Here is a 12,802-nt window from a genome sequence, read left to right as displayed (position 1 = left end):
TATAATTACAAAAATGTGGTAAACTAGGAAGGAAGTAAGCTAAATAGCTTTAGTGATTATCGGAGTATTTTTCAGGAACATTTTAAATGGATTTAGAAGGGGCGTTAGTTATGATAAAACATGATGATTGTATTTTTTGTAAAATAGTGAATGGTGATATTCCTTCTTCAAAAGTTTATGAAAACGATAAAGTTCTAGCCTTTTTAGATTTAAGCCAAGTTACAAAAGGACATACTCTCGTTATACCGAAAAATCATGAAGAAAATGTGTATGAATTATCAGAGGATAGTGCTAAAGCAGTCTTTACTGCCGTTCCTAAGATTGCAAAAGCCCTTAAGTCTGCCTTTAACCCAGTAGGACTAAATATGTTAAATAATAACGGAGAGAATGCTGGACAATCAGTATTCCATTATCATGTTCATCTTATTCCTCGCTATGGTAAGGGAGACGGATTTGGCGCTGTATGGCATGACCACAGTAACAAATATACTAGTGAAGATTTAAGTAATATAGCAAAGGAAATCTCTGCAAAGCTTTTATAGTAGAGGTTGACGTTTAGGCAATCGGTACTAATCCGGTTGCTTTATTTATGTGAGCAACAAGAAGAAATCCGATTACATAATTCCCCAGTAATATTCTTTTTTTTAGCATTTTCTAAGATTCTGTTAACTTATTTGACATTTTCTTTTATACTTTATAACATCTATACTTAAAAGTGAAAAAGGAAAACAAGAAATCATGTCGAATTAGATTACTATGAAATGGAGGAATAAAAATGAAAACAGTTTACAATTTTAACCCAGGGCCTAGTGCACTTCCAAAAGAGGTGCTTCAAGAAGCAAAAGAATCTATGTTTGATTACAAGGACTCTTCTTTATCTGTTATAGAGATGAGCCACAGAGGTCCATTATATGAGGAAATTCATTTTCAAGCTATAAATCGAGTAAGGGCTTTACTTGATGTTCCAGAGGAGTTTGACATTTTATTTATTCAAGGTGGAGCTAGCTTACAATTTGCAATGCTTCCTATGAACTTTTTAACACCAGAGAAAAAAGGTGCTTACGTATTGAGTGGTTCATGGTCTGAAAAAGCTTACCAAGAGGCTGAACGTATTGGAAATGCATATACACTTGCTTCATCAAAAGAGAATCAATTTCGATCCATTCCAAGTGTTGATTATAATCAATGTTCAGATGATACAAGCTATATTCACATTACATCAAACAATACCATTTTCGGAACACAATGGGCAGAATTTCCTAAAAAGACAAATATCCCTGTATTTGTTGATGCATCAAGCGATATTTTTAGCTATAAATTTGATTGGAACAATGTTGACGTTGTTTATGCAGGTGCACAAAAAAATGCTGGTCCATCTGGAGTGACAGTCGTAATTATGCGTAAATCATTAATGCAAGAAGGAAACAAATCTATACCTAAGATTCTATCATATGAAACACATGCAAAAAGCGATTCTCTCTACCATACTCCTCCTACTGGATCCATTTATTTGCTTGGATTAGTCATGAAATGGATTGAAGAAAATGGTGGCGTTGATGGAATGAAGGAAAAAGCTACTAACAAAGCTGCACTACTTTACGATGTTATTGATAATAGTAATAACTTTTATGTGGGACATGCCGAAAAGAACAGCCGTTCATTAATGAATGTGACATTCCGTATTGCAGATGAAGCGCTAGAGAAGAAATTTATTAAAGAAGCTGCCGAGAAAGGCTTTGAAGGTATAAAAGGACATCGTTCTGTTGGTGGATGTAGAGCTTCTATCTACAACGCAGTTCCTGTTGAACATGTGGAAGCTTTAGCACAATTTATGAAGGAATTCCAACAAAACAACTAATAACATCTTATTTTAATCACTAATTTCAAAAGTATCTAAAGGAAAAAGGTGAAAAAAAAATGAGTAAAACATCCTATTTATATGGCTTTATAATCGGAGGAACAATAGCAAGTGCCACAACACTTTTAACTACTACAAAGCCAGGAGAAGCTTTTCGTAATGATTTAGTCAGTTTCCAACAGGAATTTCTTACTAATTGGAATTCTTTAAAGAAAGATATTTCTGAGCTATTGATAAAAGCAAAGGATTTAAAAGAAACGACAATTCGTTACATAAACGAAAAACTACCTGAAATAATGGATCGTATTCACATGTTTAAAGATGAGTTAAAGCCGCACTTGATAGAGATTAAAGAGCAGGTGTTTCAACTGCAACATATTGTTGAAAATTTAAGAGAGACCTTATATAGCTATAAAGAAAACTAAGATACTACTTGGTACAAAATCCACATGAGGCGAATAACCTCTATGCAGAAAACAGTTAATATTATTTACATTGTGTATGGATAATTTCTATTCCGTCCTTATTATTTTTAACTTTTAATAGGGCGGAATATTACATTATTCATTTTTGGTTTTATTTTTTTTATGCTATCTATTGAATGAACACAATATCCTGTATAAGAACGTTTCAATTTTTCTACATGATGCGTTTCGTAAATTTATCAAAACTCTGACTCAGTGAAAATGAATAAAAAGTGTCATATATCTCCTATGCAAACTCACCATTGTTAATTATGCTTATAAATGTATTTTTATAAGATTTAATTAATTTTCAGAAAATACTGAAATGGTATTGAGAATAATTCATACATTATGTTATGATGTTATTATCATTTTCGTAGTAAAATATTGAATTTTAAAAATACTTACCATTTAGAAATTCAGGACGGGGGGACATTATGGAGCAGCAACAGCAATCAGAATCCATTAAACAGTCCATTATGTTTAGCCATAAAGTTGCTCAATTAAGTAAAGCTTTATGGAAATCAATTGAAAAGGATTGGCAATGCTGGATTAAACCTTATGATTTAAACATTAATGAGCATCATATTCTTTTAATAGCTTATCAACTTGAGGGTGCATCAATATCAGACATAGCTAAATTTGGAGTAATGCATGTTTCAACTGCATTTAATTTCTCTAAGAAATTAGAGGAAAGGGGATTACTTACATTTTCAAAACGTCAAAAAGACAAACGGAATACGTATGTGTTTTTAACAAAAGAAGGTGAATCCCTTCTAATTGAAACGTTAGAAACGTATAACCCTGCAGAATACGGGGTGTACAGCGGTTCCCTCCCTATAAAAGAATTATATGGTAAATTCCCTGAATTCTCTGAACTCATGAGTATCGTCAAGCATATTTATGGACCTGATTTCATTTCAATTTTCGAAGAGTCACTGTCAAAAATTGAAACAGAATTTAAAGAGGTGGATGGAAAATTAGTTTCGTTAGAAAATAGTAAACAAGAGATGAAATCATCATAATAATATATAATAATTTTTTTTAACCAGTGGTCAGACCACTGGTTTTTTACTTATTCCGTATAAATTCATTAATACTTCTAGTCATTTTACACCTGAATGGTTGTAGGTTATCACCTTTTATTTTTAAAAAAACACTTGATTTCTTCTCCAATAAAGCTTAAATTACATAAGTATGATTTTTTTGATCAAATATATAATGGAGGTGAAGTTAGGTGAATTGCTGGAAAACGATTTCTATTGAAAATCAATTTGGAAAAGAAAAATTATGGATGATATCTGCACTTATATCCATTTTATATTTTATATTTCATTTCGTCATTTTAAGTGCAATTGTTCCGACAACCACTTATTCTGATCATGGACTGCTATTATTGATCATCATTTTTTCTATCATTCCAGTACACCTTCTTCTTCACTGTATACCAATATGGCTTGTAGGAAAAAAAGCAACCTTTGGATATAGAAGAAATCAATGGCCTTATTTTTATTTCTCAACAAAAGAAGCAATACCAAAACAACTTTTATTGTTATCCATATCACTTCCAGCATTAACAATTACAGGAATCGCTATTATTCTATCTTTATTTATGCCAGAAATAATGCATTATCTTGCTATTGCTGCAGCACTTAACATAGGTATTTGTGTATGTGATTTTTTATATTTAATACAATTAAAATCAGCACCACGGGAAGCCTATATTGAGGAACACAGCAATGGCTATCATATTCTCTGTCCCAAAACCAAACATTAAAACGACTAATCGTTCGTTTTTCATATTTTATTTAAATTATGACATTTTTTGATAATAAATTTATTAAGTATTCCTTTTGCTCAGAATGAATATAATTCCGTTATAACAGAGCTCATCATAACTATTAGAATTCTATTTCCATGATGACCAATACTTCTGAGCTATGGGAGTGCTCAGATTAATTTTTTTGCATAATAAAAATGAGTGCCTTCAACATTTTAAAGTGAAGCACTCATTTTTTATTTTATGGAATTAATAACTTTATTTCAATTTGATTGTCAATTAGATCAAATTTACTTACTTTTATCTCAAATTCATTAGATATACCGTTCCTTATATCTAAATATAGTCGCCTATCTCTTGGATAAATATAAATCCAGTCAGGCAAATCTACAGTAGCCTCTATTATATTAAATACACTTTCAGCTGGTACATTAAAACGTCCAACTTGAAACGAACGTTCGATTAATTCAATATTACCATCCTCAGTAATGACTGGCTCTAACCTCATTTCTAATGGAATATTCATACCAAAGGCACTTAACACTGTTTGAAAATAAACATAATCCTCTAAATACAACTCATATGAATTAACTCCTCCTTGCTCTTTTTCTAGTTCTTTATTTAACCAATAATTTATATCTTCTTTTGTTGTAGAAATTGTAAATTCTGCACCACCTGAACTAAAATCTGTTGGAGGTATTCTTTCTAGATCATTGGATGAAGTTAAGAAAGAATTAATAAAAATAAGAATACCGACTATACATATGACTAGGATAAAACATAAGCTTAAAAACAATATTTTCCATAAATTTCTGTTTTTTCTTTCCATTTCGCACCTCCAAATAATAAAGATTATATGAATTTTACCAGAAACCTATTCATTTCAAACATATTTTGTTAAAGTAGAAAGGGAATACGTAAAATTAGGTGGGGGTTAATAGATGGCTATACCTTTCTTTTTATTTTCAATATTTTATTTATTTATGATTAACACAATGACAAACTCTCTTTGTATACAAAAGGAAATACCTGAAGAAAGAAGATCCAAAGTTTTTCGAACAATTAACGTATTAATTACAATACTTCTTACTTCATCCTATTTTCGAATTTTCCTAACATAAAAGTTCGATTAAATAAGTTTAACGAGTAGAGATGATATCTCTACTCGTTTTTTTGTTTATACTTATATTGTATGATGTTTTACAATTCTTCAAGTATAGATGTTCAAAAGGATGAAACTATATGCTATAGTAATTAAGATTGGCAGAAAAATACTATATTACATAAGGAGTGTTTACATGAAGAAATGGATGGTTTTACTATTTGCCAGCCTTTTATTAACAGTAGCAGCATGTACAAATGATACAAATAATACAGGTACAGACGCAAATATTGTTGTAGAAACAAGTGCTGGGAATATTACAGAGGAAGAGTTAGTACAAGCCTTAAAGGATCAATATGGAGAAAGAGTTCTGACAGAGCTTATCGAATTTAAAGTAATGGAAAATGAAGCTGAAAGTTTAGGAATCTCCGAAGATGATATAGATGCAGAGATTGAATCTTTGAAAGAAACTTTCGGCGCTACAAATGATGAGCAATTCTATCAAATGCTTGCAATGCAGCAAATTAATGGAGAAGAAGATCTTCGTAATCGTGTGATGATTCAGCTTGTACTAGAAGGACTTGTTGGACAAGGTGGAGAAATCTCAGATGAGGATATCCAAGCTGAATATGATCGAGGGGAAGAAGTAGAGGCTCGCCATATTGTTGTTAGTGATGAGGAGACTGCCCTTGACCTTATAGATCAGATTGAAGCTGGTGAGGATTTTGCTGAACTTGCTCAAGAGCATTCCATCGATCCTGGATCTGCCCAAGAGGGTGGAGACCTTGGTTTCTTCAAACGTGGAACGATGTTGGTACCATTTGAAGAAGCTGCTTTCCACCTTGAAATAGGGGAAATCAGTGGACCAGTTCGTACTCAGTATGGTTACCATGTTATTGAAGTTACTGATCGAAATCCTTTTGACGAAGACTTTGAAGATGTTGAAGAACAGTTACGAGGAACATTACAAAATCGTTTAGTTAATCAAATGTCCGAAAGACAAAGAGATTTATTTAGAGATATTGAAATTAATGTAGTGGATAGTCAATTCCAATCTGTTGAAGATAATTTCCAAGTAGACTAATAAAATCTTTTAGTGAAAGAAGGTCGTTTATAAAGGGAAGAGTTCTCCCCTCTATGGACGTTCTTCTTTTTTTGTTTTGGTAAGGGGTATGTTGGACGGTACCTCCAGACCACAATTTTTAAAATCAACATTAGCTTTTAACAACTTTATATATAATGGCTCAGTTATGGAACCGACCATTTTTATACCTTTAATAACGTTCACTAATGTTACACATTAAAGAAGATATTAGTCTAGACCTATTTCTCCCTTAAATTTTTTTATCTTTTCAGCCTCTTTAATTCTAAAATTTCCTACTATTTGATTGGCAAAATCATCCCAGTGCATTTCAGGATAATTTTCGTTATGGTAATCGTGTAATCTTTCTATCATTAACTGCATCTTTGCACCAGTTTGAACTACATACTCATTCCAAAATTGTTCTTCTGTTATCCCTAAATCAACAATCGTTTCTTCTATGCTTTTCTTTTCTGCATCAGATAACTTACCAGATTCAAACATTTCTCTTTCTTCTTTTGCTTGTTTCTTAGCATCTTCATCAGTTATTTCTATACCTATTTCTATTGCTTTATTTATTAAAGCTACTTTTAGTAGTTCAACTTCAAATGCAAATTTACTTGCTTCTTCTTTGGTATATCCATTTTCATTTTGAAGTGTTACAGCATACTGTTCATAATTCTTAATATCGAATTCATTTAAAGGATTTTGGAGACCCTCCCCGCCATTTTCACCCAAAGAAAATAGGTTAGGAGAAACAAGTAGAAATAACAACATTCCCACCGCCGCCAAAGCCATATAATACTTTAACCGTTGACGTTGTATGTTTCGTTTAAAAGTACTTTTTCCATCTATGTCAGTAAAAATCCTCTTCTTCAAACTTTCACGATCCACTTGATTCCATTCACTTTTTTCGTCTAACGATTTTAACGTTTGGTCCAACTCTTCCTTACTATTGTTTTGTTTCATGTTCATATCCCTCCTTCTCGAGCTCTTTCTTCAATAGTGGCATTGCTCTATGGAGTGTTACCTTCACTTTGTTTTCAGACCAATGTAAAATCTCACTTGTCTCATTTATGGAAAAACCTTTAATCTTCCTTAATATGATTACCTCTTTGTATGCAGGTTTGAGATTACTAATCCCTTTATAAAGGACTTTTACGTCTTCCTGAATCTTTAAGTTTTCTTCAGGTAAAGGGCTTGGATCCTTTTTATTATTTAGAAAGCTTTCTATCAATCTTAAAGGCTTTTTCTTTCTCACATAATCAATGGTCACGTTATGTGCGATACGAAATAACCATGTCTTTAATTCCGCTTTTCCTTCAAAGGATTCATAGTTTTCATAAGCCTTAATAAACGTTTCGTGAGTAAGATCCTGTCCTTGCTGGTAATCACGAACCATCATGCAAATATATTTAAAGATAGCATCACTGTATTGTTCATATGCTTCATCTATTATTGTTTTTGTATCTTTAGGCAAACCTACACCACCTTCTTTTCAAAAATTTCTATATTCAGACGTATGTACTCATTCAAAAGTTACAAATTTATAAAATAAAAAATAATACCCCATCGAAGGGTATTATTTTGGCTGTTTTCGCAAACTTTGTTGCTTTTAGAAAAGAGCCATTATTTTTTTAAAATCCAACCTGTTTAATCATACCATATACCTTTTCAATTCATTATCAAGGTCCTCTGTACTGTCACCTGTCAAAGTAGTCCGATCTGTTTCTTTCAATTTTTCTCTACTATTGTTATATCGTATTAAAATTTCTCTACCTTCTGTTTCTATTATTCTTTGCTCTTTTCGCCGTTCATCTATCACCGTGTAAACAAACATAATGCCACTAAAAATAATAGCTAAATAAATGACATATACCCACCATGGGGCAGATACGACTGCAGGTCCAGCATTTGTTAGTGTTAATAGTCGTACTACAAATGTAAGAAACAAGATGCCTAAAATAGAAAATATAATAGTAATGGGATTCATTTTGTTCTCCTTCCTCTAGTAAAAATTACTTTATACTCTATCTTTACGAAAAAGATATAAAAATATGATAGAAAGTTTAATAATAATAGTTTTTGGGAATCTGAAACCATAACATCAAAATGAGGAGGTACGGATTAAATGGAGACAATTAACAAGCTTGCAGATTTATCATATGGTGAATTTCAGCAACAATTAAATCAATATATCCTAACGCAATTAGAAGCAAGTGAAACGACCTCCCCACTTATTTATTTTCCTATCATTAATGATCGGGTAGAGGTATTCTTAATAGCTCACTGGGAATATGTTTGGAAAAATTGCTTGCATATGACATGGAACGACTGGCTTTATTCAGAATGCTATACTTTATTTCGGGAAGAGGTTGTGAATGATCTATTACATGAAATTGATAATAAAGAGGAGAAGGAAACAGTTATCTTTTAAAAAATATAAAAACTGAGTACTTGGAACCGGCCATGTACTCAGTTTTAAAGACATAAAGAACCCTATATATCTAAAGGTGGCTTATGAAAAGTAGGTTTATAGAAAGAACGATTATCCATTGGGAAAATTCGTTCACTGAATTCACCTGGTAAAACTCTTTCTAAAGCTCGATCCATCATATTCATTTTTGCATCAATATTATCTATCATATGTAAAATTTCTGCTTCACGAATTAACGGTGGCTTCGGACTACCCCATTCACCTTTTCCATGATGGCTTAATACAAGGTGCTGAAGGACCATTACTTCTTCTCCTTCAATCTCTAATTCCTTGGCAGCTTCCACTATCTCATTGGCTATTATGGAAATATGGCCTACTAATTTTCCTTCTGTCGTATACTCTGATACGATCGGACCAGCTAACTCCCGAACCTTACCTAAGTCATGTAGTATGATACCTGAATATAACAAATCCTTATCTAAAGTAGGATACAAATTAGTAATCCCCTTTGCTAATTCCAGCATGGAGACAACATGATAGGCTAGTCCTGATACGAATTCATGGTGATTTTTTGTTGCAGCAGGAGATACGGAAAAAGCTTGTTGATGCTTTTTAAATAAATGTCTTGTTAAACGTTGAATTTTTGCGTTGCTCATCTCAAAAATATACTGTGTTACAATTTCTAGCATTTCTTGAGGATCCATTGGGGCTGTTGGTAAAAAATCGGCTGGCTTTACTTGATCCATTGCTGTTGTGGGACGTATCGCTTTAATTTTTAATTGTCTCATCCCTCGAAATTCTTGAATATCTCCCTGAACATGGACAATAACTCCGTTTATAAAGGCCGCTTCATCTTCAGGTGATATACTCCATAGCTTTGCATCAATTTCACCTGTTTTATCTGACATTAGTAATGTTAAAAAAGGCTTTCCGTTACTAGCTGTACCCTTTTTTGCAGACTTAATTAATAAGTACATATCTATGCTATCACCAATTTGATGGTGATTAATTCCTTTTTTCATCAGTAAACCTCCTCTATTATCACCCATGTATATTTTCATAATTATACCATATTTACGTTTATTAGAGGAAAGATTGAAGGTGAGTATCTGACTATAATAGTAGATACACTCACCTTATATTCCTTGAATCTTTTAGACAATCAAACTAAAAAGAATAGTTATAAAAGTTTTATTTCTCATGCCTTTCTTCTTTAGAGATCATCATTATAAATTGAACAGCACCATCTTTGTTTTTTACAGTTGGAAACCCATCATGTATTTCACAGATACGTTTTACAATAGCCAGTCCTAAACCGAATTGTCCTTTGTTTCCTTTTCTAAATGGTGTAAAAATATGTTCAATTTCATCCTCCGGAATAGCGTCACCGTCATTGATAACACTTATAGTAGTTTTTTCGCCAATTTCATCAGCCACTATTTCTACTCGTTCCAATGCATAGCGGAGTGAATTTTCAACTAAATTTTCTAAGGAAACACTTAATAATTCCTTATTACCAAAAATAGTTTGATCATCTCCTTTGACGACAATCTTTACATCCTCTCTATGCAAGCGCAACCTTTCAGCAATGCCATATGCAATCGTACCAAACTCAAAATGTTCCTTTTCTGTAGGAATTTCTTTTATTGAATCAAGCTTTGTATAATAGAGCATGTCCTTTACTCTTTTTTCCATTCGCTTCGATTCCTCTAGAATGACATCCATCGTTTTTTCTAAATTATCCTTAGGTAATATCCCATCCTTAACAGACTTCGCATAGCTTTGAATGACCATAATAGGTGTTTTCAATTCGTGTGATGCATGCTGTATAAATGTCTTTTGTACGTTATCATAGCGTATTAAATTTTGTCGCATACTTTCAAATTGTCCTGAAAGTTTTTCAAAATCATCATCACCCTTCCAATGAAAGGGTTCTTTCCAATTCCTTTTTGCAATTTGGTCAAAATGATTACCAAGGCTTGCCAGTGGTTGTTTTAAATAATATTTAAGCCAAAAGGCTGGAACAAGGCTAAGAAGACCTGCTAACAACATAATATAAAAAAGTCGACTCCATAAACGATTTACCATTTGGTCACGATACGTATCCCACATAAAAGAGATAAAAAACGCTTCTCCACTAGGCATATTAATTCTATATACACTATAAAACAATGTTGCCTGATTGTATGTTAATTCATATCGCCCGCGTCTCGTCACTTGATTATATGCCCTAGCCCCCATTTCTGTTATCACTTCGCTAGGAACAGGGTCACCTTCAATGATTGTGAATTGATTCATTAAAATTATATGACCAACAGACCTCTCTGCTTCTCTACGTTCAATAAAATCTATTTCCGATTGTGGAATCGTATTTACTCCAAAGGGGTCCGTATATCTAGCTTGTTCCTGTTCAATAATACGATATGTTTCCTCTGTTAATGTACTTTTCAAGGAAATTGGATAAATGACACCGATGAGTAAGCCCACCATTAAAATGATAGAAATAAAGGAAAACCAAATTCTTCGTGTTAAATTCATTTTTATCATGAAGATAAAACCCTATATCCAAATCCATAAAGAGTTTCTAAATGGATTCTTGGTAATTTTTTTCTTACTCGACGTACTACATCATCTACGGCTCGTTCAGAACCATAGTAATCACTACCCCACACATACTCAATTATTTCTTCTCTAGATAGTGCCTTTCCTATATTACTCGTCAATAAAATAACTAAGTCTAATTCCTTTGTTGTAAGTTCAATGACCTCTTCATCATCAAACACCATTCTTCTTTTAGGATCTATTGTATATCCATTAAGTTCAAACTTTTCAATTTCTTGTTTTTCGTCAGGGTATACTCGTTCTAAAAGCTTTTTTGTTCGAATCACTAGTTCTTCTGGAAGAAAAGGTTTTGCGAGATAGTCATCACTTCCTAACTCTAATCCTAATACTCGATCTAAATCCTTATCTCGAGCAGAAATAAAGATAACTGGAGTATTTCCTTTAGACTTGATTGCTTTTAATAGCTGATAACCGTCCATACCTGGAAGCATAATATCTAACACCCATAGATGGGGATGAGTTTCAATCAACTCATATGCTTCATTTCCATCTGTAAGATGTTTCACCTTCCAACCTTCTCTTTCCATATATGCTTTAATTACTTCTCCCAAATTTTTTTCGTCTTCTACTAAATAAATTTGAATCCCTTTCATCGTCATCATCCTTTAACTGTTTTATGTAAGGCTTTAACAAGGAGATCTCTTTATATAACAATATTCTTCTAAAAGAGGGCGTTCAGAAAAGATATGAAATAAACCTTTTCGAACCGCCCCCCCCTCATTCCTTATCTAATTTGTGATCTTTTGTTTTTGGTACAAGTTCATAAATTTTTCCAGATTCTACAGCCTCAACAAATCGTAAAAGCCATTCATAATATTCCTTTGCATAAGCTAAACGTTCAATGTCATTTTCAATCTTACTTTTTAATTCTTCATCTTCAGTCAAGTTATAAATTTTCTCTAACTCTCCTATTGCTTCGTCTGCTTCTTCAATATTCGTTTCTGTAGCCTTTTTCCATTGTCGAGAGAAAAGAGCTGTAAATGATTTATACCAATCTTGCTCTGTTCGATAAAGGTCTTTTCTTACTCCCCGCCGGAATACTGGTTCTACCATTTTCATGTCGGATAACGATCGAACCCCAGTACTCATACTCGTTTTACTCATAGCTAACTCATCTCGCATATCATCTAAGGTCATTGGTGTATCTGAAAAATATAAAGCACCATACAATCGACCTATAGAAGGAGTTATTCCGTATAAAGTCATATTCTTCGCTATACTTTGAATAAATTGGTCCTTTGTTTCTTCATAGGTCACCCAATTTTTTTCATTCATTTTATCCATCTTATCTTCCTTATTCAAAGAAACAACCCCCATATACCCGATACACATTATGAAGATGATTTTACCAAAAGTTTGAGTAAGATTAAAGCGATTTCATAGATAATCAAATAGAATTTTTAAATATACTCTTTTTTAATACCTCTGGTAATAATGTTGTTGATTTTACTGTAAAGA

At 32.7% G+C, this 12,802-nt stretch carries 16 protein-coding genes; 8 read left to right on the top strand and 8 right to left on the bottom strand.

Annotation, left to right across the window (positions count from 1 at the left end; translation table 11 throughout):
- Positions 1-110 precede the first annotated feature (110 nt).
- The 5 genes from QA612_RS02830 to QA612_RS02810 all read left to right on the top strand — a co-directional run bounded on the left by QA612_RS02830 (position 111) and on the right by QA612_RS02810 (position 4,099).
- A complete protein-coding gene (locus tag QA612_RS02830; protein ID WP_278282239.1) occupies positions 111-542 on the top strand; it encodes an HIT family protein in 432 nt (143 codons plus the stop codon).
- 233 nt (positions 543-775) lie between these two features.
- Positions 776-1,858 carry a 3-phosphoserine/phosphohydroxythreonine transaminase gene (gene serC, locus QA612_RS02825; protein WP_278282238.1) on the top strand — a complete coding sequence of 361 codons (1,083 nt, stop codon included), beginning with the start codon at positions 776-778 and terminating at the stop codon, positions 1,856-1,858.
- Between the two features lie 59 nt (positions 1,859-1,917).
- Complete coding sequence (locus QA612_RS02820) at positions 1,918-2,283, top strand: hypothetical protein (protein ID WP_278282237.1); 366 nt, start codon at positions 1,918-1,920, stop codon at positions 2,281-2,283.
- Positions 2,284-2,759: 476 nt separating this feature from the next.
- Positions 2,760-3,347, top strand: coding sequence for an HTH-type transcriptional regulator Hpr (locus tag QA612_RS02815; protein WP_278282236.1), 588 nt, complete (start codon positions 2,760-2,762; stop codon positions 3,345-3,347).
- Between the two features lie 212 nt (positions 3,348-3,559).
- Positions 3,560-4,099: a DUF3267 domain-containing protein gene (locus tag QA612_RS02810; protein ID WP_278282235.1), complete on the top strand. Its 540-nt coding sequence runs from the start codon at positions 3,560-3,562 to the stop codon at positions 4,097-4,099.
- A gap of 244 nt (positions 4,100-4,343) precedes the next feature.
- Here the strand turns inward: QA612_RS02810 and QA612_RS02805 are convergent, their stop codons facing one another.
- Positions 4,344-4,931, bottom strand: a complete 588-nt coding sequence (locus QA612_RS02805; RefSeq protein WP_278282234.1) for a YpmS family protein — start codon at positions 4,929-4,931, stop codon at positions 4,344-4,346.
- Between the two features lie 112 nt (positions 4,932-5,043).
- On the opposite strand from QA612_RS02805, the gene QA612_RS02800 reads away from it, so the two are divergent.
- Together QA612_RS02800 and QA612_RS02795 are read left to right on the top strand one after the other, a co-directional pair.
- Positions 5,044-5,223, top strand: a complete 180-nt coding sequence (locus QA612_RS02800; protein WP_278282233.1) for a hypothetical protein — start codon at positions 5,044-5,046, stop codon at positions 5,221-5,223.
- 177 nt (positions 5,224-5,400) lie between these two features.
- On the top strand, positions 5,401-6,288 hold the full coding sequence (locus QA612_RS02795) for a peptidylprolyl isomerase (protein ID WP_278282232.1): 888 nt from the start codon (positions 5,401-5,403) through the stop codon (positions 6,286-6,288).
- Between the two features lie 228 nt (positions 6,289-6,516).
- Here QA612_RS02795 and QA612_RS02790 read toward each other — a convergent pair whose 3' ends face one another.
- From QA612_RS02790 to QA612_RS02780, 3 genes are all read right to left on the bottom strand, one after another.
- Complete coding sequence (locus tag QA612_RS02790) at positions 6,517-7,254, bottom strand: hypothetical protein (protein WP_278282231.1); 738 nt, start codon at positions 7,252-7,254, stop codon at positions 6,517-6,519.
- Positions 7,238-7,765 (bottom strand): RNA polymerase sigma factor, encoded by a 528-nt coding sequence (locus QA612_RS02785; protein WP_278282230.1) that lies wholly within the window; start codon positions 7,763-7,765, stop codon positions 7,238-7,240. Before QA612_RS02785 ends, QA612_RS02790 begins: the two co-directional genes overlap by 17 nt.
- Before the next feature lie 177 nt (positions 7,766-7,942).
- Entirely contained in the window at positions 7,943-8,278 is a 336-nt protein-coding gene (locus QA612_RS02780) for a sporulation YhaL family protein (RefSeq protein ID WP_278282229.1), read from the bottom strand.
- 138 nt (positions 8,279-8,416) lie between these two features.
- Between QA612_RS02780 and QA612_RS02775 the strand changes: the two genes are divergently transcribed.
- Positions 8,417-8,722: a hypothetical protein gene (locus QA612_RS02775; RefSeq protein WP_278282228.1), complete on the top strand. Its 306-nt coding sequence runs from the start codon at positions 8,417-8,419 to the stop codon at positions 8,720-8,722.
- Positions 8,723-8,784: 62 nt separating this feature from the next.
- Here QA612_RS02775 and yhaM read toward each other — a convergent pair whose 3' ends face one another.
- The 4 genes from yhaM to QA612_RS02755 form a co-directional block, all read right to left on the bottom strand.
- On the bottom strand, positions 8,785-9,744 hold the full coding sequence (gene yhaM / locus QA612_RS02770; RefSeq protein ID WP_278282227.1) for a 3'-5' exoribonuclease YhaM: 960 nt from the start codon (positions 9,742-9,744) through the stop codon (positions 8,785-8,787).
- 169 nt (positions 9,745-9,913) lie between these two features.
- Positions 9,914-11,269, bottom strand: a complete 1,356-nt coding sequence (locus QA612_RS02765) for a sensor histidine kinase (RefSeq protein WP_278282226.1) — start codon at positions 11,267-11,269, stop codon at positions 9,914-9,916.
- Complete coding sequence (locus QA612_RS02760) at positions 11,266-11,937, bottom strand: response regulator transcription factor (RefSeq protein ID WP_278282225.1); 672 nt, start codon at positions 11,935-11,937, stop codon at positions 11,266-11,268. Before QA612_RS02760 ends, QA612_RS02765 begins: the two co-directional genes overlap by 4 nt.
- A gap of 124 nt (positions 11,938-12,061) precedes the next feature.
- A complete protein-coding gene (locus QA612_RS02755) occupies positions 12,062-12,619 on the bottom strand; it encodes a GbsR/MarR family transcriptional regulator (protein ID WP_481804407.1) in 558 nt (185 codons plus the stop codon).
- Positions 12,620-12,802 lie beyond the last annotated feature (183 nt).

The organism is Evansella sp. AB-P1, assembly GCF_029688925.1.
GTDB lineage: Bacteria > Bacillota > Bacilli > Bacillales > Salisediminibacteriaceae > Evansella.
Note: the sequence above shows the minus strand (reverse complement) of the source record. Positions and strands in the feature narration are given on the sequence as shown.